20 protein-coding genes are annotated in these 21,890 nt (G+C 45.7%); all 20 read left to right on the top strand.

What is annotated here, in order from left to right:
* Window positions 1–8 precede the first annotated feature (8 nt).
* The 20 genes from rimP to M3221_RS03685 all read left to right on the top strand — a co-directional run bounded on the left by rimP (window position 9) and on the right by M3221_RS03685 (window position 21,884).
* Entirely contained in the window at window positions 9–482 is a 474-nt protein-coding gene (rimP, locus tag M3221_RS03780; RefSeq protein WP_251270207.1) for a ribosome maturation factor RimP, read from the top strand.
* A gap of 42 nt (window positions 483–524) precedes the next feature.
* Window positions 525–1,661 (top strand): transcription termination factor NusA, encoded by a 1,137-nt coding sequence (gene nusA, locus M3221_RS03775; protein WP_251270206.1) that lies wholly within the window; start codon window positions 525–527, stop codon window positions 1,659–1,661.
* Window positions 1,662–1,675: 14 nt separating this feature from the next.
* Window positions 1,676–1,951 (top strand): RNase P modulator RnpM, encoded by a 276-nt coding sequence (rnpM, locus tag M3221_RS03770; protein ID WP_242234464.1) that lies wholly within the window; start codon window positions 1,676–1,678, stop codon window positions 1,949–1,951.
* 1 nt (window position 1,952) lies between these two features.
* Window positions 1,953–2,261 (top strand): YlxQ family RNA-binding protein, encoded by a 309-nt coding sequence (locus tag M3221_RS03765; protein WP_242234465.1) that lies wholly within the window; start codon window positions 1,953–1,955, stop codon window positions 2,259–2,261.
* Window positions 2,262–2,298: 37 nt separating this feature from the next.
* Complete coding sequence (infB, locus tag M3221_RS03760) at window positions 2,299–4,278, top strand: translation initiation factor IF-2 (RefSeq protein ID WP_285878939.1); 1,980 nt, start codon at window positions 2,299–2,301, stop codon at window positions 4,276–4,278.
* 24 nt (window positions 4,279–4,302) lie between these two features.
* Window positions 4,303–4,653, top strand: a complete 351-nt coding sequence (gene rbfA, locus M3221_RS03755; protein ID WP_046175015.1) for a 30S ribosome-binding factor RbfA — start codon at window positions 4,303–4,305, stop codon at window positions 4,651–4,653.
* An 85-nt stretch (window positions 4,654–4,738) separates the two neighbouring features.
* Window positions 4,739–5,632, top strand: a complete 894-nt coding sequence (truB, locus tag M3221_RS03750) for a tRNA pseudouridine(55) synthase TruB (RefSeq protein WP_251270205.1) — start codon at window positions 4,739–4,741, stop codon at window positions 5,630–5,632.
* 22 nt (window positions 5,633–5,654) lie between these two features.
* A complete protein-coding gene (gene ribF, locus M3221_RS03745; RefSeq protein ID WP_251270204.1) occupies window positions 5,655–6,617 on the top strand; it encodes a bifunctional riboflavin kinase/FAD synthetase in 963 nt (320 codons plus the stop codon).
* Between the two features lie 109 nt (window positions 6,618–6,726).
* On the top strand, window positions 6,727–6,996 hold the full coding sequence (gene rpsO / locus M3221_RS03740) for a 30S ribosomal protein S15 (RefSeq protein ID WP_242234468.1): 270 nt from the start codon (window positions 6,727–6,729) through the stop codon (window positions 6,994–6,996).
* Window positions 6,997–7,073: 77 nt separating this feature from the next.
* Window positions 7,074–9,200 carry a polyribonucleotide nucleotidyltransferase gene (pnp, locus tag M3221_RS03735; RefSeq protein WP_251270203.1) on the top strand — a complete coding sequence of 709 codons (2,127 nt, stop codon included), beginning with the start codon at window positions 7,074–7,076 and terminating at the stop codon, window positions 9,198–9,200.
* Between the two features lie 132 nt (window positions 9,201–9,332).
* Complete coding sequence (locus M3221_RS03730; RefSeq protein ID WP_251270614.1) at window positions 9,333–10,574, top strand: M16 family metallopeptidase; 1,242 nt, start codon at window positions 9,333–9,335, stop codon at window positions 10,572–10,574.
* 106 nt (window positions 10,575–10,680) lie between these two features.
* Window positions 10,681–11,553, top strand: a complete 873-nt coding sequence (dpsA, locus tag M3221_RS03725; protein WP_251270202.1) for a dipicolinate synthase subunit DpsA — start codon at window positions 10,681–10,683, stop codon at window positions 11,551–11,553.
* 3 nt (window positions 11,554–11,556) lie between these two features.
* Complete coding sequence (locus tag M3221_RS03720) at window positions 11,557–12,162, top strand: dipicolinate synthase subunit B (RefSeq protein WP_251270201.1); 606 nt, start codon at window positions 11,557–11,559, stop codon at window positions 12,160–12,162.
* A 173-nt stretch (window positions 12,163–12,335) separates the two neighbouring features.
* Complete coding sequence (gene asd / locus M3221_RS03715) at window positions 12,336–13,388, top strand: aspartate-semialdehyde dehydrogenase (RefSeq protein WP_251270200.1); 1,053 nt, start codon at window positions 12,336–12,338, stop codon at window positions 13,386–13,388.
* A gap of 40 nt (window positions 13,389–13,428) precedes the next feature.
* Window positions 13,429–14,637, top strand: a complete 1,209-nt coding sequence (gene dapG, locus M3221_RS03710; protein ID WP_251270199.1) for an aspartate kinase — start codon at window positions 13,429–13,431, stop codon at window positions 14,635–14,637.
* A gap of 42 nt (window positions 14,638–14,679) precedes the next feature.
* The gene (dapA, locus tag M3221_RS03705) at window positions 14,680–15,546 is read left to right on the top strand and encodes a 4-hydroxy-tetrahydrodipicolinate synthase (RefSeq protein WP_251270198.1); all 867 of its coding nucleotides are present in this window, start codon (window positions 14,680–14,682) and stop codon (window positions 15,544–15,546) included.
* Window positions 15,547–15,689: 143 nt separating this feature from the next.
* Window positions 15,690–17,357 (top strand): ribonuclease J, encoded by a 1,668-nt coding sequence (locus M3221_RS03700; protein ID WP_251270197.1) that lies wholly within the window; start codon window positions 15,690–15,692, stop codon window positions 17,355–17,357.
* 102 nt (window positions 17,358–17,459) lie between these two features.
* Window positions 17,460–19,757 (top strand): DNA translocase FtsK, encoded by a 2,298-nt coding sequence (locus M3221_RS03695; RefSeq protein WP_251270196.1) that lies wholly within the window; start codon window positions 17,460–17,462, stop codon window positions 19,755–19,757.
* Window positions 19,758–20,024: 267 nt separating this feature from the next.
* On the top strand, window positions 20,025–20,750 hold the full coding sequence (locus M3221_RS03690) for a GntR family transcriptional regulator (protein WP_242234477.1): 726 nt from the start codon (window positions 20,025–20,027) through the stop codon (window positions 20,748–20,750).
* A 45-nt stretch (window positions 20,751–20,795) separates the two neighbouring features.
* A complete protein-coding gene (locus tag M3221_RS03685; RefSeq protein ID WP_251270195.1) occupies window positions 20,796–21,884 on the top strand; it encodes a BMP family lipoprotein in 1,089 nt (362 codons plus the stop codon).
* The last annotated feature ends 6 nt before the right edge of the window (window positions 21,885–21,890 follow it).

Raw genomic sequence — 21,890 nt, 5'->3', positions numbered from 1 at the left:
GATAAAAAATGAGCAAAATCATCGAAACGGTTGAACAAATCGCCGTACCAATCATTGAAGAATTACACCTCGAACTCGTTGAAACAGAGTATGTAAAAGAGGGGAAAAACTGGTTTTTGCGCCTTTACATTGACAAAGAAAACGGCGTGGACATTGAAGAGTGCGCAGCGGTCAGCGAACGGTTGAGCGAAAAGCTTGATGCACTTGACCCGGACCCGATTCCACACAATTATTTCCTTGAAGTCTCATCACCAGGGGCAGAGCGCCCGCTTAAAAAAGAGCAGGATTTCGAACGGGCTGTCGGCCGGCATGTGAACATTAAGCTTTATGAGCCAATTGATGGGGAAAAAACATTTGAAGGAACACTTCTTTCGTTTGCAGATGGCGAGCTGACTGTAGAATATATGGTTAAAACCCGCAAAAAGCAAGTGACGGTTCCACTTTCCAAAGTGGCAAAAGCGCGTCTGGCTGTCACATTTTAAAAAAATTTAATAAGATATGGATGTAAGGAGGCTTTTTGGCCAATGAGTTCAGAATTATATGATGCGTTGCTTTATCTTGAGAAAGAAAAAGGCATTGAGCGCAGTTTGTTAATTGAAGCAATTGAAGCAGCACTTGTCTCAGCGTATAAACGCAATTTTAACCAGGCACAAAACGTTCGGGTGGAGCTGAATTTAGAAGCCGGCTCAATGCGTGTGTTTGCCCGGAAAGAGGTAGTAGAGGAAGTATTCGACTTCCGTTTGGAAATTGCGCTGGCTGATGCAGTACAAATCAATCCTTCGTATGAAATTGGCGATGTGGTCGAAATGGAAGTAACACCAAAAGATTTTGGCCGGATTGCAGCTCAAGCAGCAAAGCAAGTTGTAACGCAGCGTGTTCGTGAAGCAGAACGCGGAATTATTTATTCAGAATTTATCGACCGTGAAGAAGATATTATGACCGGCATTGTACAGCGCCAGGATGCCCGCTTTATTTATGTAAGCCTTGGCAAAATCGAGGCGCTTTTGCCACAGGCAGAGCAAATGGCGAATGAAACATACAAGCCGCATGATCGAATCAAAGTGTTTATTACAAAAGTGGAGCGGACAACAAAAGGTCCGCAAATTTATGTATCACGCACACATCCAGGACTTCTGAAGCGATTGTTTGAAATTGAGGTGCCGGAAATTTTTGACGGCACTGTTGAAATTCGCTCGGTATCACGCGAAGCAGGCGACCGTTCCAAAATTTCTGTTCATGCAGAAAACCCGGAAGTGGATCCGATTGGCGCATGCGTCGGTCCGAAAGGCAATCGCGTTCAGGCAATCGTAAACGAGCTGAAAGGCGAAAAAATCGATATCGTTCAGTGGTCAGAAGATCCGGTTGTCTTTGTGGCTAATGCCCTCAGCCCGGCTAAAGTCGTTGAGGTTATGGTGGAAGAGGAAAACAAAGCAACAACCGTTATCGTACCGGATTATCAATTATCACTGGCTATCGGCAAGCGCGGTCAAAACGCCCGTCTTGCAGCGAAACTAACCGGCTGGAAAATTGATATCAAAAGTGAAACGGACGCTCGGGCAGCAGGCATTTATCCAAGCGGAAAAACAGCCGAGCAGGATGAAGACGATACGGAGCCGTCGAACAACAACCTTGAAGATTTCTTTTCTGAAGAAATCGAATAAGGAGGCGTACTGCAATGCCAATGCCTAAAAAAGTGCCGCTTAGAAAGTGTGCGGCAACAGGAGAAATGAAACCTAAAAAAGAAATGATCCGCATTGTCCGGTCGAAGGAAGGCGAAGTGTCCGTTGACCCAACCGGCAAAAAATCGGGACGGGGCACTTATGTTTCCCGGACGAAAGAAGCGGTGGAAGCGGCTCAAAAGAAAAATGTGCTGGCACGGCAGCTGAGTGCGGAAGTGCCGCCATCTATTTATGAGGAATTATTTGAGCTTGTGGCGAAAGGCAACGACTGAGATGGCCGTACATCCATGGGCTTCGTTTCTTGGTCTTGCCAACCGAGCCGGCAAGCTGATTACCGGTGAAGAACTGACCGTAAAAGAAATACAGCGCGGGAATGCAAAACTGGTTCTTTTATCGAAAGATGCATCCCGCAACACAGAAAAGAAAATAACGGATAAAGCAGCTTTTTACAAAGTGCCGGTGCGCCGCGTAGAAAATCGCGAAGTACTCGGACAGGCCATTGGCAAAGAAGCGCGTGTCGTTGTGGCGGTAACGGACACCGGTTTTGCTAAAAAGCTTAAAACGCTTATCGAGGAGGAGTGACAGAAGCGATCTGTCATGACAAGGAGGCTGTTTAAATTTGAATAATAAACCGAATAATCAACAATCAACTACGAATAAACCGGCGGGAAACCGTGGACCGGCAAAGCCGAAGCCAACAGGTTCTAGACCAGGCCAGCAAAAGCAGGGCGGTTCAAAACCGGGTTCCCGCGGCATTAACGGCGGGCCACGCGGAAAAGGCCGTTCCGGTGGGCAGCGTAAAGGAGCACCGAAACAGCCAATTCCAGTGAAAAAGAAAGAAATTCCGGAAAAAATTGTTTTCTCCGGTTCTTTAACAGTGGGCGAGCTTGCTAAGAAAATGAACGTGGAACCATCTGATGTCATTAAAAAATTGTTTATGCTCGGCGTAATGGCAACGATCAATCAGGAGCTTGATAAAGATGCCATTGAACTTGTGGCAGGCGAGTTTAACGTAGAGGTAGAAGAAGAAATTTTAATCGATAAAGCGGACCTTGAAACATATTTTGAAGAAGAAGATTCTGAGGAAACTGCGGTTGAACGTCCGGCGGTTGTAACCATTATGGGTCACGTTGACCACGGGAAAACGACACTTTTGGATTCTATCCGTAACACAAAAGTAACAGAAGGCGAAGCTGGTGGTATTACGCAGCATATCGGTGCCTACCAAGCTGAAGCAAACGGCAAAAAGATTACATTCCTTGACACACCAGGACACGCTGCGTTTACAACAATGCGTGCACGTGGTGCGAAAGTAACCGATATTACCATTCTTGTAGTGGCAGCCGATGACGGTGTTATGCCACAAACCGTTGAAGCCATCAACCACGCAAAAGCAGCAGAAGTGCCGATTATCGTTGCTGTAAACAAAATTGATAAGCCGGCTGCAAATCCGGATCGTGTGATGCAGGAATTAACAGAGCATGGACTTGTTCCTGAAGCATGGGGCGGCGATACCATCTTCGTTCCGCTTTCAGCAAAACACGGCGAAGGTATTGATACATTGCTCGAGATGATTCTTCTTGTTGCAGAAGTAGAAGAATTAAAAGCAGATCCAAAACGAAAAGCAATGGGTACAGTTATTGAAGCCGAGCTGGATAAAGGCCGCGGTTCTGTAGCAACATTGCTTGTTCAAAACGGTACGTTAAATGTCGGTGACCCGATTGTTGTTGGAAACACATTTGGCCGTGTCCGCGCCATGGTAAACGACATTGGCCGCCGTGTTAAAACAGCTGGCCCGTCTACCCCGGTTGAAATTACCGGATTGAATGAAGTGCCGCTTGCGGGTGATCGATTCGTCGTATTCGAAGACGAGAAAACAGCACGTCAAATCGGGGAATCCCGTGCGCAGGATGCTCTTTTGGCACAGCGGAGCGAGAAAACAAAAGTCAGCCTTGATAACCTGTTTGAACATATGAAACAAGGGGAAATGAAAGATTTAAACATCGTTTTAAAAGCCGATGTACAAGGATCGGTTGAAGCGGTAGCGGCTGCTCTTCAAAAAATTGAAGTAGAAGGCGTAAACGTAAAAATCATCCATACCGGTGCCGGTGCGATTACAGAATCAGATATTATTTTGGCTTCTGCTTCGAATGCCATCGTTATTGGATTCAATGTGCGTCCGGATGTGAATGCAAAACGCACGGCGGAAGCGGAAGAAGTGGAAGTACGCCTGCATCGTATTATCTACAAAGTCATCGAAGAAATCGAGGCTGCGATGAAAGGAATGCTTGATCCGGAATTTGAAGAAAAAATTATCGGACAAGCGGAAGTACGCCAGACATTCAAAGTGTCTAAAATCGGTACAATTGCGGGAAGCTATGTAACAGAAGGGAAAATCACACGTGATTCAGGCGTCCGCTTGATTCGCGACGGCATCGTTATTTTCGAAGGAGAAGTCGATGCGCTGAAACGCTTCAAAGATGATGCAAAAGAAGTCGCGCAGGGCTATGAGTGCGGGATTACTATTCGTGGCTTTAATGATGTCAAAGAAGGCGATGTTATTGAAGCGTTTATCGAACAGGAAATCGAACGTAAGTAACCTTCGTCCCAAGGAGTGAGAAGTATGTCAATGCGTTCTAATCGTGTGGCGGAACAAATGAAAAAAGAACTGACGGAAATTTTAAGCCGGAAAGTAAAAGATCCCCGTATCGGATTTCTAACCGTAACGGATGTAGAGGTTACCGGAGATCTGCAGCAGGCAACCGTTTATATTACGGTGCTTGGCGGTGAAGAAGAGCGGGAGGGCACACTGAAGGCATTAGCGAAAGCAAAAGGATTTATCCGTTCTGAACTTGGAACTCGAATCCGTCTTCGCAAAACCCCGGAGCTTATGTTTGAGTTTGATGAATCAGTTGCGTACGGAAACAAAATCGATACGCTGCTGCGGGAATTAAGAGACTCAGACCCGTCGTAATACAAAAAGAGCGCCTTGAGAAGCAGCAGGAATGTCGGCTGCTTGATCAGGCGCTTTTTTTTGACAGCAAAAGGAGGCTTGAAATATGAATGGCATTTTGCCGCTATGGAAAGAAAAAGGAATGACATCACATGACTGTGTATTTAAGGCCCGTAAAATTCTTCGTACGAAAAAAGTAGGCCATACGGGTACACTTGATCCCGATGTAGAAGGCGTGCTTCCTCTTTGTATCGGGACAGCAACGAGGCTCGCTGAATATATTACCGATAGTGGAAAAACCTATGAGGCAGAGGTAACCATTGGCTTTTCAACAGAAACGGAGGATGCGTCTGGAGCAGTGGTGGAGTCAAGGGCGGTTGACCGGTCTATTACAGATGCCGATCTTGAAAGTGTGCTCCAAAGCCTCACTGGTGAAATTGAGCAAACACCCCCTATGTACTCGGCTGTAAAAGTGAACGGCAGGCGTTTATATGAATATGCACGGGCTGGACAAACGGTAGAGCGCCCGTCACGGATCGTCTCTATTTACAGCATTGAGCGAATCAGCCCGATCGAACAGGAAAATGAAAAAGTCCGCTTTTCCATTCGCGTTTCTTGCGGGAAAGGGACCTATATTCGAACTTTGGCTGTAATGATTGGCGAAAAGCTTGGCTACCCGGCGCATATGTCACGCTTGGTACGTACCCATTCAGGAGGCTTTGATGAAGACGACTGCGTCACGCTGTCTGTGCTGGCAGAACGGGCTCCGGAGGACGTCTTAAAGCCGGTTGAAACAGCGGTTTCTCATTTGCCGAAGTGGATTGTAAATGATACAGTAGCAGTAAAGGTAAAGAATGGGGCTGTTTTGTCGAAGCCTGCCCAGTGGCCGGCTGAAGAGTCCGAAGCAGCTGTTTATTTAAACGGGGAACTATTGGCCATCTACCAGGTTCACCCGGGAAAAACAGGGCTGATCAAGCCGGTTAAAGTGATGCCACAATGACAGAGAGACAGGTGTGAAATGTATGGATGTTATTATGCTGCGCCACCCGCACAGCCATAAAAAAGAAGAATTCGAACCGATGGCGCTTGCGCTTGGTTTTTTTGACGGGGTACATAAAGGGCATCAGCAGGTAATCTCTGCCGCTAAAAAAACGGCAGATACGCACGGCTGGAAAAGTGCCGTGATGACGTTTGATCCTCATCCGTCTGTTGTTCTTGGCAGAAAGCATCAGCATATCCGCTATATTACTCCTCTTGAGGAAAAAAAGCGTTTGATCGCTGATCTCGGTATTGACTATTTGTTCGTGGTCCGATTTACGTCTGATTTTGCAGCCCTCGAACCACAGCAGTTTGTAGACCAGTATATCATTGGTTTAAATGTTCAGCACGTGACGGCCGGTTTTGATTATACATACGGCCGTCTTGGAAAAGGAACGATGGAAACATTACTGTTTCATTCACGCGGGGCATTTGCTTTTACATCTGTTGATAAGCTTGAATTTGGGGAGGAAAAAGTAAGTTCGACCAAAATAAGAGAGCTGCTTTCGGAAGGACTTGTACGCGATGCGTCCGATTTACTCGGCCGCCCTTACCGGATGCACGGGACGGTTATTCACGGTGATAAACGCGGCCGGAAAATGGGTTTTCCCACCGCGAATATCGAACCCGATGATGATTATTTCCTGCCGCGCACCGGTGTATACGCCGTGAAAATCCGTGTGAAAAATGAATGGCATGAAGGGGTGTGCAATGTTGGGTTCCGTCCAACATTTAAAAGTCCGGACAAGCCGGTTTTATCAATCGAAGTGCATATTTTTCAGTATACGGGGGATATTTACGGAGAAGAAGTGGAAGTGGACTGGTTTATTCGGCTGCGCGGGGAGCAAAAGTTTAGCGGTATCGAAGAGCTGGCTGCACAAATTGAACGGGATAAAAAAGCAGCTGTGCATTTCTTCGACAGCAAACGTCTTGACGAAGAAGCATAAATTTCTTATAATAAGAAGTGCTTGACATTTTGAACCGCTGCTTGGCATCGCGAATCTCCAACGCATGCTCGGCTGACGGGGATGAATCAATTTAAAGGAGGAATTACAAATGGCATTAACACAAGAACGCAAAAACGAACTAATTCAGGAGTACAGAACACACGAAAGCGACACTGGGTCTCCAGAAGTTCAAATCGCTGTATTAACTGAACAAATCAACACGTTGAATGATCACTTACGTACACATAAAAAAGACCACCATTCACGTCGCGGTCTTCTAAAAATGGTCGGCCGCCGTCGTAACCTGCTTTCATACCTTCGTAACAAGGATGTAGCACGTTACCGCGAGTTGATCCAAAAGCTCGGTTTGCGCCGATAATTCACGATAAAGCGGGATTTTTCCCGCTTTTTTGTTAGGAAAAAAACGTTTTTTTAAATAAAGAGAGGTGCAACCAAATGGAGCAGGGAAAAAGAACATTTTCCATCGACTGGGCAGGACGCGAATTAACGGTTGAAATAGGACAAATCGCGAAGCAGGCCAATGGTTCAGCGCTAATTCGCTACGGCGATACGGTCGTACTTAGTACTGCAACAGCTTCTAAAGAAGCGAAAGCAGTGGATTTCTTTCCGTTAACAGTAAACTACGAAGAGCGTCTTTATGCCGCAGGTAAAATTCCAGGCGGATTTATTAAAAGAGAAGGCCGTCCGAGTGAAAAAGCGACACTGGCAAGCCGGTTAATTGACCGCCCAATTCGTCCGCTTTTTGCCGATGGATTCCGTAATGAAGTTCAAGTGATCAGCATGGTCATGAGTGTAGACCAGGACTGCTCACCTGAAATGGCTGCAATGTTCGGTTCCTCACTGGCGCTGTCAGTATCAGATATTCCATTCGAAGGTCCAATTGCCGGGGTAAACGTCGGCCGTGTAGACGGTTCTTTCGTGATCAACCCGACAGTGGAGCAGCAGGAAAAAAGTGACATTGATTTGTCGGTCGCTGGTACTAAAGAAGCAATCAACATGGTTGAAGCGGGAGCAGACGAAGTACCAGAAGAAGTGATGCTTGAAGCGATTATGTTTGGCCACGAAGAAATCAAGCGCTTAATCGCTTTCCAGGAAGAAATTGTCGCTGCATGCGGAAAAGAAAAGCGTGAAGTTGTTCTTTATGAAAACGACAAAGTACTGGAAGCCAAAATTCGTGCAATGTGTGAAGCGGATATGAAGCAGGCTATTCAAACGCCTGAAAAGCATGCGCGCGAGGAAGCGATCACAGAAGTGAAAAATGCTGTGAAAGAAGCGCTTCTTTCGGAAGGCGAAGAAGAACAAGTGCTGGCTGAAGCCTCCGCTATTCTCGAAAAACTCGTTAAAGAAGAAGTGCGCCGTTTGATTACCGTTGAAAAAATTCGTCCAGACGGCCGGAAGATCGACGAAATTCGTCCGCTTTCTTCCGAAACCACATTACTTCCACGTACACACGGCTCCGCTATGTTTACCCGTGGACAAACACAGGTACTGAGTGTAGCTACGCTTGGTGCTTTAGGTGATGTGCAAATTTTGGACGGTCTTGGAACGGAAGAATCAAAACGGTTTATGCACCATTACAATTTCCCTTCGTTCAGCGTAGGGGAAACACGTCCGCTTCGTGCACCGGGCCGCCGGGAAATTGGGCATGGTGCTCTTGGAGAGCGTGCTCTTTATCCGATTATCCCTGATGAAAAAGACTTCCCGTATACGATTCGCCTTGTATCAGAGGTGCTTGAATCGAACGGATCTTCATCTCAAGCGAGTATTTGTGCAAGCACAATGGCGATGATGGATGCAGGTGTACCAATTAAAGCGCCTGTAGCTGGTATTGCAATGGGTCTTGTTAAGTCTGGCGAGCATTATACAGTGTTGTCTGATATTCAAGGCATGGAAGACCACCTTGGTGATATGGACTTTAAAGTAGCAGGTACAGCAAAAGGCGTGACCGCGCTTCAAATGGATATTAAAATCGACGGATTAAGCCGCGAGATTTTAGAAGAAGCACTTCAGCAGGCAAAAGAAGGCAGAATGCATATTTTAGAGCATATGCTGTCTGTGATTGATACGCCGCGCAATGAATTGTCGGCTTACGCGCCGAAAATTATGACCATGACCATCAATCCGGATAAAATCCGTGATGTTATTGGGCCGAGCGGCAAACAAATCAATAAAATTATTGAAGAAACTGGCGTAAAAATCGATATTGAACAAGACGGAACCGTCTTTATTTCATCGGTGAACCAGGAAGACAATGAACGGGCGAAGAAAATTATCGAAGACATTGTACGTGAAGTACAAGTCGGCGAGCTTTACATGGGGAAAGTAAAGCGTATTGAAAAATTCGGCGCTTTTGTTGAGCTGTTCAAAGGCAAAGACGGTCTTGTGCACATTTCCGAGCTTGCTGAAGAGCGGGTTGGCAAGGTAGAAGATGTATTGAAAATAGGCGATGAAATCCTTGTTAAAGTAATTGCCATTGATAATCAAGGGCGCGTAAATGTGTCTAGAAAAGCTGTTTTAAAAGAACAGCGTGAAAAAGAAGAAGCAGCTAAACAGCAGCAGTAACATTAAAGGCAGGGACTTCGTGTGAAGTCTCTGCTTTTTTTATAGCTTTTGGAAGCGAAGTATGATATTGTTATTCATTGATATTGTGATGTGGTCAACAAGATGAACAGAAACTAGGGGGATATGATTACGTTGATAAAACGATTTACATGCAAGAATGGCGTGACCATCGTAACAGAAGAAATGACCACGGTTCGGTCCGCTGCAATTGGCATATGGATTGCAACAGGATCCCGTGACGAGTCACCAGAACTAAACGGTGTGTCCCATTTTCTTGAACATATGTTCTTTAAAGGAACAGATACATTAAGTGCAAAAGAAATAGCAGAAAGCTTTGACAGCATCGGCGGTCAAGTAAATGCTTTTACGTCAAAAGAATACACGTGTTACTATGCAAAGGTGCTTGATAATCACGCAGAGCACGCTTTAAATGTGCTGGCAGATATGTTTTTCCATTCTAAATTTGATACAGAAGAGCTTGAAAAAGAGCGCAATGTTATTTTAGAGGAAATTAAAATGTATGAAGACGCGCCGGACGATATCGTTCATGATTTGCTTAGCAGCGCCGCTTACGGTGACCATCCGCTTGGCCTTCCGATTTTGGGGACAGAAGAAACATTGGCTGCTTTCACACGTGACACGCTCAAAGAATACATGTACAACATGTATACACCGGATCGGGTAGTCATTTCGATCGCAGGCAATATTACAGAAGAGCTCGTGAAAAAAGCAGAAGCTCTTTTTGGAGAGTACGAAGGCGGCAAAGCGCCGGCCATGGAGGCTGTTTCCCACTTTTACCATGAGAAAAAAGCACGCTCGAAAGAAACAGAGCAAGCGCATTTATGCTTTGGATATGAAGGTGTCCCAATCGGAGACAAAGACATTTACAATTTAATCGTACTCAATAATATTATCGGTGGAAGCATGTCTAGCCGCCTTTTCCAGGAAGTTCGTGAAGAACGGGGTCTTGCGTATTCCGTGTACTCGTACCATTCTTCTTATAAAGATACGGGTCTGATCACATTTTATGGTGGAACAGGAGCCGAACAGCTGGAAGAATTATATGCGACCATTATGAAGTCCATCGACCTTGTTAAAAAGGAAGGAATTACACCAAAAGAGCTTCAAAACAGCAAAGAACAGCTTAAAGGCAGCTTAATGCTTAGCCTGGAGAGCACAAACAGCCGTATGAGCCGTAATGGAAAAAATGAGCTGCTTCTTAAGCGCCACCGTACGCTTGATGAAGTCGTCTCACTAATTGATAACGTAACAAAAGACCGGGTGGACGCACTAGCAGCAGAATTGTTTAATAAACCATTCTCAGCCGCGCTGATCAGCCCGGATGGCAAATGGCCGAAAACAGCCCAAATTTGAATCCACTCAAAGAGTGGATTCTTTTTTTTGGAACAAAACAGAACGCACAGGGAAAAATGGCGGTTCATACAATAAAAAGAATACGCCGCAATTGGAGGAGATTTAGGTGAAAGCATTGATTTATGGCGGAGATGCCAGACAGATTGAGATGGGCCGCCTGTTAATGGAACGCGGCATCCATGTGTACATGGCTGGATTTGATCAGGCAAAGAAGGAACTCTCAGGCGCACAGGTTCTGAAACCAGAAGACGTGTCCTATCAGCTGATGGACTTGTTTATATTGCCGGTTTCGGGCGTGAAAAAAGGAGGGGTAGTGGATGCCCCGTTTTCATCAAAACCGCTTTTCATGACAAAAGAAATTGCCGAGTCTCTGTCACCCAATTGCATTATCGTAAGCGGCATTGAAACACCAGCTTTAAAAAGCATAGTAGACCGTGACATTCTGTATATTTTCGACCGGGAAGACGCAGCGGTGCTTAACTCTATTCCGACAGCTGAAGGAACCCTGATGATCGCCATGCAAAAAACGGATCATACCATTCACGGGGCCAATGTGATGGTGATCGGGCTTGGCCGCGTCGGTATTACAACGGCCCGGCTGTTCCACCAGGCCGGTGCTCATGTAACGGCAGCGGTCCGGGAAACAGGGAAGTTTGCTAGAGCAAAAGAAATGAGCCTGTATCCTTTTTATATGGAAAGCATGAAAGAAGAAATTAAACGGGCCGACATTGTGATCAATACAGTGCCGGATATGGTTTTAACAAAAGAAATATTAGAGCAAATGAAGCCGGGCTCTCTGGTGATTGATCTCGCCTCTGAACCAGGAGGAACGGATTTCGAAGCTGCCCAAAAAGCAGGAATAGAAGCCATTCATGCTCTAGGCCTGCCGGGCAAAGTAGCGCCGAAAACAGCTGGGGAAATACTGGCTCATGTTTTATGGGATGCTGTAAAAGAATGGAAAGAAGAAAGGGGATTGTAAGAAGTGGACCTATCGTTAAAAGGGCGTCGGATTGGGTTCGGGATCACAGGATCACATTGTACATTTGAAGAAATAGTGCCGGTCGTGGCAAAGTTAAAAGAACTGGGAGCCGAGGTAGTACCGGTGGCAACGAATACAGTACAAAAAGAAGCAAGCCGGTTCGGTTCGGCAGGAGAGTGGCTGAAGAAAGTAGAGGAGGTAGCAGGCCAAAAAGCGATTACAACCATTCAAGATGCTGAACCGCTGGGACCAAAAAATCCAGTGGATTGCATGGTAATCGCGCCTATGACCGGAAACTCCATCAGTAAATTTGCCAACGCTGCTACAGACTCTCCCGTCTTAATGGCTGCCAAGGCTACACTGCGAAATGGAAGCCCTGTGGTGGTCGCTGTCTCAACAAACGATGCGCTTGGGTTAAACAGCCAAAATATTGTGAAGCTCTTAAATATGAAAAATATTTATTTTGTTCCTTTTGGCCAGGACGATCCCATTAAAAAACCAAATTCTTTAGTGGCGTTTATGGATTTGATTCCCGCAACGGTTTCAGAAGCCCTTTCCCATAAACAAATTCAGCCGCTGTTGAAAGAATATCCGTCTTCAACCGTTTAAAGAAATCACCGCTTTTTTTATTTCCCATTGATTTTCTTCTTTCCATCGTCCTTTAATGTGTTAAAATAGTGCTATTATCAGTATCAAGATACTTTTTTCAACATTCATGATAATTCGACAATGTATCTTTATACAAAAAGATGAACTTTTATTACCGGAAGGGGAAGATTTGAATGAGTAACACAGGTTTTCACGTAGCCGTCGTTGGAGCGACGGGAGCGGTCGGACAGCAAATGCTAAAAACATTGGAAGAGCGCAATTTTCCGATTAAGACATTGACGCTTCTTTCATCCGCCCGTTCAGCGGGAAAAACCGTTTCTTTTAGAGGCGAAGAAGTAACAGTTCAAGAAGCAAAGCCAGAAAGCTTTGAAGGAATCGATATCGCCCTGTTTTCCGCAGGAGGCAGCGTATCAGAAGCATTGGCTCCGGAAGCGGCAAAACGCGGTGCGATCGTGATCGATAATACAAGTGCTTTCCGCATGCATCCGGATGTGCCGCTTGTCGTGCCGGAAGTCAACAAAGAAGATTTGCGTAACCATAACGGCATCATTGCCAACCCGAACTGCTCAACGATTCAAATGCTTGTAGCGCTTGAGCCGATCCGCCAGGCAGCAGGCTTGAAAAAAGTAATCGTTTCTACGTACCAGGCTGTATCTGGTGCGGGAGCAAAAGCAGTTGAAGAGCTTTACAGCCAGACAAAAGCGATCGTAAACAATGAATCGTTTGAGCCGAAGATTTTACCAGTCGGCAGCGACAAAAAACATTATCAAATTGCATTCAACGCCATTCCGCAAATTGATAAATTCCAAGATAACGGCTTCACATATGAAGAAATGAAAATGATTAATGAAACAAAGAAAATTATGCATATGGAAGACCTGCCGGTTGCCGCAACATGTGTCCGCCTGCCAATTGCAACGGGCCACTCAGAATCTCTTTATTTTGAAACGGAAAAAGGCGGCTTGAGCGCAGCGGATATCCAGGCTTTGCTAAAAGACGCTCCAGGTGTTGTGCTGCAGGATAATCCTTCTGAACAGCTTTATCCAATGCCGGCAGACTGCGTAGGCAAAAATGATACTTTTGTTGGACGGATCCGTAAAGATCTTGATACAGATAACGGTTTCCATATGTGGGTTGTTTCTGATAATCTGTTAAAGGGAGCAGCTTGGAATTCTGTTCAGATTGCTGAGACGTTAATTGAAATGGGCCTTGTAACAGAAAAATAAGCCGGCTGCCACTCCTAATTGAGAAAGCCAGGTGTATAATGTGAACATCATCATTCAAAAGTTTGGCGGGACATCTGTCCGTGATGAACAGTCGCGGCTGAGCGCTCTTAGTCATGTACAGCGCGCGGTCCGTGAAGGATATAAGGTAGTTGTCGTAGTTTCTGCAATGGGGCGAAAAGGCGATCCGTATGCGACGGATACGCTTCTTTCGCTTGCAGGAAGCGGGACAGGGGTGTTGACAAAGCGGGAAACAGACCTGCTCATGTCAACCGGAGAACTTATTTCCAGTCTTGTTTTTTCAGCGATGCTGAAAGAAAACGGGCTGTCGTCTGTTGCGCTTACGGGCGCTCAAGCCGGCTTTTTAACGGACCATAACCATATGGATGCGAAAATTGTCAAAATCGAGCCGTCAAGGCTGCTGAAAGAATTTGAAGCGTGCGACGTCGTTGTCGTAGCAGGCTTTCAAGGTGCGACAAGCACAGGTGAAATTACAACTCTTGGACGCGGCGGCAGCGATACGTCTGCAGCAGCGCTTGGTGCAGCATTGCAGGCCGATTTTATCGACATTTTTACAGATGTAAACGGAATTATGACAGCCGATCCGAGAATTGCCAAAAATGCTCGGCCATTGTCTGTTGTAACTTATACAGAAGTATGTAACATGGCTTATCAAGGTGCGAAAGTCATTCATCCGCGGGCTGTGGAAATTGCCATGCAGGCGAAGGTGCCGCTTCGTATACGGTCTACGTATTCGGAGGAAACAGGTACCCTTGTTACTTCTTCTCCGGATGAAAACCGAGGCTCTGATACACGTGACCGGCTCGTGACGGGGGTTGCCCACGTAACAGGCATCACGCGCATTCGGATACAAACGACAGAGCAGGCGGAGATTTTTGCATTGATGGCATCAGAAGGCATCAGTGTTGATTTTATCAACATTTCTGAAGATCGTGTCACGTACACGGTTATAGATGCGGATGCGCCAAAAGCAAAGCAGCGTTTGGAAGAAAACGGATATACCCCGCTTCTCGACCCTGATTGTGCGAAAGTGTCAGTTGTAGGCGCTGGTATGACAGGCGTACCGGGAGTTACATCGAAAATTGTTTCAGCGCTCGCTGCAAAAGGTATCTCTATTATGCAGTCCGCGGACAGTCATACGACGATCTGGGTGTTAGTGAAAGAAGACCAGATGCCGGCTGCTGTTAATGCTCTGCATGATGCATTTTTACTTGAACAAATAAATGAATAGGCTGAATTGATTGAGGAAGCCGGAATTAGGAGGCGATTGCACATGATTTCTTTCGGCCGGTTGTCGACGGCAATGGTGACGCCGTTTGACTCAAAAGGAAACATTGATTTCGAAAAAACCACACAGCTGATTGAACATTTAATCGGAACCGGAACCGATTCGCTTGTCGTAGCGGGAACAACCGGTGAATCACCAACACTTACAACTGAGGAAAAAGTGGCGCTTTTCCGCCATACCGTTAAAGTAGTCAATGGCCGTATTCCGGTCGTTGCAGGTACGGGAAGCAACAATACAAAAGCGTCCATTGAATTAACGAAAAAAGCGGAGGCAGAAGGCGTTGACGCCATTATGCTCGTCGCTCCTTATTATAATAAACCGAACCAGGAAGGGTTGTTCCAGCACTTTAAAACAGTAGCGGAATCTACTCATCTTCCCGTTATGATCTATAACATTCCGGGCCGTTCTTCTGTTTTAATTGAGCCAAAAACAACGATCCGTCTTGCGAATGAAGTATCAAATATCATGTCAACAAAAGAAGCGAGCGGCAGTCTGGATATCATTACAGAAATCGTCGCAAATACTGGAGATGATTTTCTTGTATACAGCGGTGATGACGGGCTGACACTGCCGGTTCTTTCGGTAGGAGGCACAGGAATCATTTCTGTCGCATCTCACGTGGCTGGACAAGAAATGAAGCAAATGGTGAATGCTTATTTAAGTGGAGATGTTCAAACAGCAGCTTCCATTCATCAAACCCTTCTTCCGCTTTTCCGCGGATTGTTTGCCGCACCAAATCCGGTGCCGGTCAAAACGGCTCTTCAAATGAAAGGTCTCGATGTGGGCGGTGTTCGTCTGCCGCTTCTTCCTTTAACAGAAGAGGAGCGAACAACCCTGTCGACACTGCTTTAAAAATAAAGCCGGTTTTTGCAGAACTTCTGCAAAAACCGGCTTTTCTTATTTCCTGGCAGATAGTATTGGCTTTCATTTTCTTCATCGCTTATAATAGACGTAATGTTTGGATCGGGTCTTTTAAATGTTTAGGAGGAAATAATGTGAGCAAGAGAACAAATGAATTAATTAAGATTATCCCGCTGGGCGGAGTCGGGGAAGTCGGGAAAAATATGACAGTCGTAGAAGTGGATCAGGATATTTTCGTGATCGACACCGGCCTTATGTTTCCTGAGAATGAAATGCTTGGAATCGATATTGTCATTCCGGACATTACATACCTGGAAGAAAACAAGGAGCGGGTAAAGGGTATTTTCCTGACGCACGGTCATGAAGATGCGATCGGCTCGCTCGGGTATGTACTTAAAAAAGTACAGGCACCTGTATATGGAACCAAATTAACCCTGGCGCTTGCCAAGATGCGCCTGCGTGAAGAGAATGTAAAAGAAGACGTTAAATTTTACACGGTTCATTCCGAATCGAAATTGCGTTTTGATCATGCGGACGTGACTTTTTTCCGGACAACACACAGCATTCCGGATTCTGTCGGTGTCGCCATCCACACATCCGAAGGCGCCATCGTACACACAGGTGAATTTAAATTTGACCAAAGTGCAAAAGGCCACTACGCACCGGATATCGGCAAAATGGCGGCGCTTGGCAAAAATGGTGTTTTCGCTTTGCTTTCTGACTCTACAGAAGCTGAACGTCCGGGTCATACAACTTCTGAGGCAGTCATTGCCTCTCAGCTTTCAGATGCGTTTCATTCAGCTGAAGGCCGGATTATCGTTTCACTTTTTGCGTCTAACTTAATTCGTATGCAGCAGGTATTTGATGCCGCTTATGAAAATGGCCGCAAGGTAGCGGTGAGCGGAAAAAGCATTCAGCGTGTAAATGATATTGCCATCCGGCTTGGCTATTTGCAGGTCGAAGATGATATTTTAATCAGCTTAAATGAAATTAGCAAGCATGCTGATCATGAAGTGGTGATTCTCGCAACAGGCGTACAAGGTGAGCCAATTGAGGCGCTTCAGAAAATGGCGAAGGGAACAAACCGACATGTGAAAATTAAAGAAGGCGATACGGTGCTGATTACTGCATCTCCATCTCCAGGCTTAGAGCTGCTGATGGCCAAAACAGTTAACCTTCTTTACCGTGCTGGCGCAAATGTGTTGACAGGCAGCCGCCGTGTACACGTTTCCGGACACGGATCTCAAGAAGACTTAAAGTTTATGCTTAATTTAATGAAGCCGACGTATTTCATTCCGATTCAAGGGGAATACCGTATGCTTAAAGCACATAAAAATTTGGCACTAGTGACTGGCGTGCCGGAAGAGAATACGTACATCCCAGAAAAAGGCGACGTCATTGAATTTAAAAATGGAAAGATGCGTCCGGCCGGCCGTGTAACCGCCGGCAATGTCCTGATTGACGGAATTGGTGTAGGAGATGTAGGCAATATTGTTCTTCGTGACCGAAAGCTGTTGTCACAGGATGGCATTTTCACCGTTGTGATTACGTTAAGCAAAAAACAAAAAAGAATTGTTGCCGGACCGGAAATTATCTCGCGCGGTTTTGTGTATGTACGCGAGTCAGAAAAGCTGATCGATGATTCCGTAAAGCTTGTGACAGGTATTGTCGAGAAAAATCTTGCGGGTGAAACGTTTGAATGGTCTGGTATTAAACAGGATATTCGTGATCAATTAAACTCATTCTTACATGAAAAAACAAAGCGGCGTCCAATGATCCTGCCAATTATCATGGAAGTATAAACGCTCATATGTTCTCATGTGTCGATCATATGATATAATGTGAAAGCAGCCGAAACCGGCTGCTTTCAACTGTTTAAAGATCATGAAAAGTAGGGTGACGACATGGCACAAAAAAAACGAAAAAAACCGGCCCGGCGTCGGACCAATAAAGAAAAGAAGCAAATAGAATCATTGAAGATCCAGGGAGCCGGCGCTCTTATCTTTGTCCTTTGCGCTGTGGGGCTGCTTGGCACCGGAGTCGCTGGAGCCATTATCCAAGGAGCAGCCGCTTTTTTCTTCGGTACGCTGTATGCGCTCGGATTGATCGGTCTCTGCGGTATGGCACTTTATATGATCGTAAGGCGAAAATGTCCGCCGGTTTGGGAACGTAAAATTACGGGCAGCCTGCTGGTAGTTGCCAGTCTGCTTGTATTTCTGCATATTCGCCTGTTTGAAAACCCGGCAGAAGGTGTGAATTACACAGCTGAAACGTGGTATTTATACAAACAAAGCGTTTCAGGTGTCGGAACGATGGATATCGGCGGCGGAATGATTGGCGGAGCTTTATTTCATCTTTTTTTCTTTCTATTTGGCCGGCCGGGCACATGGATTTTTGGACTGGCTTTATTTTTCGCAGGGATTGTGTTAGTAGGCGGCAAACCGCTTGTTGAAAAATTGGTACATGGCGCCGCTCTTGCGGGCGAAAAGCTGAACGATTCCTGGCATCAAGCGAGGGAACAGTGGGCAGAGCGAAGAGAATGGAAGGAACAGGAGCAGGAGCAGGCTGAGAAGGACAAGCCGAGAGCAGCGGCAAAAGAAGCTCTACCTGAAGTAGAAAGCAAAGAAGACCCTGTTATGTCGGAGGCCGCACCGCTTATTTCAAGCTTTGCTGAAAAAGCTTATACAGAAGAACCGGTTACGCAGCAGAAGAAACATGAACCGGAAGCACCGCAGGAAGCAGAGCCAGCGGTTCTATCGTTTACAGAATCAGAAAACAAAGATTACAAGCTGCCGCCGGCTTCTCTTCTCCAAAAGCCGCAGCAAGCAGATCAAAGCAATGAAAAAAAACATATTCAAAAAAATGCTCAAAAACTCGAAAAAACGTTTCAAAGCTTTGGTGTTAAAGCGAAAGTGACTCAGATCCATCTTGGTCCGGCTGTTACCAAGTATGAAGTACAGCCGGATACCGGCGTAAAGGTAAGCAAAATTGTCGGCTTGACGGATGATTTGGCGCTGGCGCTTGCGGCAAAAGATATTCGGATGGAAGCGCCAATTCCGGGCAAATCTGCTATAGGAATTGAAGTGCCGAATGCTGAAGTGGCAATGGTCAGCTTTCGTGAAGTGATTGAAGCAAAGCAGAATGAAAAAAAGGATTCAAAACTTTTAGCAGCACTTGGGCGTGATATTACCGGTGAAGCCATTGCAGCTGAACTGAATAAAATGCCGCACTTGCTTGTTGCCGGGGCAACGGGCAGCGGAAAAAGTGTCTGCATCAACGGCATTATCACCAGTATTTTAATGCGTGCTAAGCCGCACGAAGTGAAGATGATGATGATTGATCCGAAAATGGTAGAGCTTAATGTATACAATGGCATTCCGCATTTGCTCGCCCCTGTTGTAACAGACGCGAAAAAAGCATCACAGGCATTGAAAAAAGTAGTAGGGGAAATGGAACGCCGGTACGATTTGTTTTCGCACACAGGCACGCGAAATATCGAAGGCTATAATGGGCATGTGACCAAGCACAATAACGAAACGGGCGAGAAGCAGCCTCATTTGCCGTACATTGTTGTGATTGTGGATGAGCTGGCTGACTTAATGATGGTTGCTTCAAGCGACGTAGAAGATTCGATTACAAGGCTTGCTCAAATGGCCCGGGCAGCCGGCATTCATTTAATTATTGCCACGCAGCGTCCATCTGTAGATGTTATTACCGGCGTTATTAAAGCGAATATCCCATCGCGTATCGCTTTCTCTGTTTCATCGGCAACCGATTCCCGCACCATTTTAGATATGGGCGGTGCCGAAAAACTTCTCGGACGCGGGGATATGCTTTTTTACCCGTCTGGAGCGGTAAAGCCGATTCGGGTTCAAGGTGCCTTTTTGTCAGATGAAGAGGTAGAAGATATCGTTGATTTTGTGATTGCCCAGCAAAAAGCGCAATACCAGGAAGAAATGATTCCAGAAGATGTGCCGGAAACAGCCGGCCAGTCGGAGGATGAGCTGTATGATGATGCGGTGCAGCTGATTGCTGAAATGCAGACTGCGTCGGTGTCTATGCTGCAGCGCCGCTTTCGAATCGGCTACAGCCGGGCAGCGCGTTTAATTGACGAAATGGAAATGAGAGGCGTTATTGGTCCGTACGAAGGAAGTAAACCGAGAACGGTGCTCGTTCCAAAGCCGTCTGAAGAGCATATGTAAAAAAAGAACAGCCGAAGGGCTGTTCTTTTTTTAAAAAACTTTTTTGTTAATGTATGTATGACTATGTAAGCGATTTCCTTGCTGTTATTACTTTACTTGTATAATAATACAAACAAGAGAATGTTTAAGAAATTCTTTCTTTTCACTATTAAATAGTATCTTTTCAATTATCAAAAAAAATGATATGTTAAATGAAATTAGCGTAAATGTTAAACCTCAGAGGTCTGATGTCTCGAGCGAATGAAATGAAAAGGTGGTGACGATTCCGTGTCCATTAAACAGGACAACCGGCATTTATACCTTCAGGTAATTGACCGGCTGAAAAAAGATATTGAAGAAGGGATCTACAAAGAAAAAGAAAAGCTTCCTTCAGAATTTGAGCTGGCCAAACAGCTTGGCGTCAGCAGAGCCACTCTTCGGGAAGCGCTGCGCATACTCGAGGAGGAAAATGTGATTATCCGACGTCATGGAGTAGGAACATTTGTTCATTCCAAGCCATTATTCACATCCGGCATTGAGCAGTTGATCAGCGTGACGGATATGATTGTAAATGCTGGCATGGAACCGAGTACCATTTTTCTCTCGTCTGCAGTGATGCAGGCAACTGAGGAGGATGCGCGCAGGCTGGCATGTGAGCCGGATGCGGAATTAATGGTGATTGAGCGTGTGCGGACCGCTAACGGAGTACCGGTTGTTTATTGTATTGATAAAATACCGAAAGTACTGTTTCCGGGGCAATTTGACGCAGGACAGGAATCCTTGTTTACTTTATTTGACGAGCATGCTGCACATCCTGTTTCGCATGCTGTAGCCAACATTGAACCATATGGCTGGCATGAAAAAGTATCACCGATTCTGGATTGTGAGCCTGAAACCGCACTGCTTGCCTTAAAGCAGCTTCATTATACGGAGAATGATGTGCCGGTTTTGTATTCGGTGAATTATTTTCGGGCGGACAAGTTCAGTTTTCATGTTCTGCGCAGACGTATGTAATCCAGGCATCCACGTTAATTAAATTACTAGAGGGGGCATAAAAGAATGAAAAAACGTAATTTTGGTTTTGCAATGTCCATGGTTTTAGCAGCCGGCACAATTTTAGGTGCATGCGGCGGCGGTGAAGAAGCTGATAATAATGGCGGCGGCAACGGCGGAGGAGAATCCGATAAGTTTACGGTTGGGATGGTAACAGATGTCGGCGGTGTTGACGATAAATCCTTTAACCAATCTGCCTGGGAAGGGCTTCAGGCATTCGGTAAAGAAAACAATCTTGAAAAAGGCACGGATGGTTTTGATTACATTCAATCAAAAAGCGATGCCGATTACAAAACAAACTTGAATACTGCAGTTCGAAATGGCTTTGATTTAACGTATGGTATTGGTTATAAGTTAAAACCAGCCATTGAAGAAGTGGCAAAACAGCGGAAAAACAGCCAGTTTGCGATTGTGGATGATGTGGTAGAAGGTTTAGATAACGTGACAAGCATTACATTCAAAGAAAATGAAGGTTCATTCCTTGTTGGGGTAGTAGCAGGCCTTCAAACAAAAACAGACAAAGTCGGATTTATTGGCGGAGTTGAAAGTGAACTGATCGACAAATTTGCCGGCGGTTTTGAAGCCGGTGTCAAAGCTGTAAATCCAGACGCGGACGTTGTTATTGAATATGCCGGTGCATTTGATAAAGCGGATAAAGGCCAGCAAATGGCATCTGCTATGTACTCTTCCGGTGCTGATATCATTTACCATGCAGCAGGCGGCACAGGAAACGGCGTATTTTCAGAAGCGAAAAGCTTAAAACAAAAAGATCCAAGCAAAGAAATCTGGGTTATCGGTGTTGACCGCGACCAGGCAGAAGAAGGAAAAGTAACAGCAGGCGGCAAGGAAATGAACGTAACGCTGACTTCTATGGTTAAACGTGTAGACCTTGCTGTTCAAGACGTGGCAACAAAAGCCCAAAACGGTGAATTCCCGGGCGGCGAAGTGATTGAGTATGGTCTTGAGGCAAACGGTGTAAGCATTGCGCCAACACAGGATAACTTAACAGAAGAATCAAAAGCTGCTGTAAAAGAATGGACAGATAAAATTAAAAATGGTGAAGTTGAAGTGCCAACAAAACCAAGCGGAAAATAATCCGTT

This window comes from Domibacillus indicus (assembly GCF_023715895.1).
GTDB lineage: Bacteria > Bacillota > Bacilli > Bacillales > Domibacillaceae > Domibacillus > Domibacillus indicus_A.
This window is presented reverse-complemented; position numbering and strand designations above follow the sequence as displayed.

Excerpts from the sequence above, each read along its gene's own strand:
- rpsO (WP_242234468.1), top strand. The coding sequence starts at position 6,727 with ATGGCATTAACACAAGAACGCAAAAACGAACTAATTCAGGAGTACAGA.
- M3221_RS03695 (WP_251270196.1), top strand. The coding sequence starts at position 17,460 with ATGGCACAAAAAAAACGAAAAAAACCGGCCCGGCGTCGGACCAATAAA.
- pnp (WP_251270203.1), top strand. The coding sequence starts at position 7,074 with ATGGAGCAGGGAAAAAGAACATTTTCCATCGACTGGGCAGGACGCGAA.
- rimP (WP_251270207.1), top strand. The coding sequence starts at position 9 with ATGAGCAAAATCATCGAAACGGTTGAACAAATCGCCGTACCAATCATT.
- dapA (WP_251270198.1), top strand. The coding sequence starts at position 14,680 with ATGATTTCTTTCGGCCGGTTGTCGACGGCAATGGTGACGCCGTTTGAC.
- rnpM (WP_242234464.1), top strand. The coding sequence starts at position 1,676 with ATGCCAATGCCTAAAAAAGTGCCGCTTAGAAAGTGTGCGGCAACAGGA.
- nusA (WP_251270206.1), top strand. The coding sequence starts at position 525 with ATGAGTTCAGAATTATATGATGCGTTGCTTTATCTTGAGAAAGAAAAA.
- rbfA (WP_046175015.1), top strand. The coding sequence starts at position 4,303 with ATGTCAATGCGTTCTAATCGTGTGGCGGAACAAATGAAAAAAGAACTG.
- M3221_RS03765 (WP_242234465.1), top strand. The coding sequence starts at position 1,953 with ATGGCCGTACATCCATGGGCTTCGTTTCTTGGTCTTGCCAACCGAGCC.
- asd (WP_251270200.1), top strand. The coding sequence starts at position 12,336 with ATGAGTAACACAGGTTTTCACGTAGCCGTCGTTGGAGCGACGGGAGCG.
- ribF (WP_251270204.1), top strand. The coding sequence starts at position 5,655 with ATGGATGTTATTATGCTGCGCCACCCGCACAGCCATAAAAAAGAAGAA.
- truB (WP_251270205.1), top strand. The coding sequence starts at position 4,739 with ATGAATGGCATTTTGCCGCTATGGAAAGAAAAAGGAATGACATCACAT.
- M3221_RS03685 (WP_251270195.1), top strand. The coding sequence starts at position 20,796 with ATGAAAAAACGTAATTTTGGTTTTGCAATGTCCATGGTTTTAGCAGCC.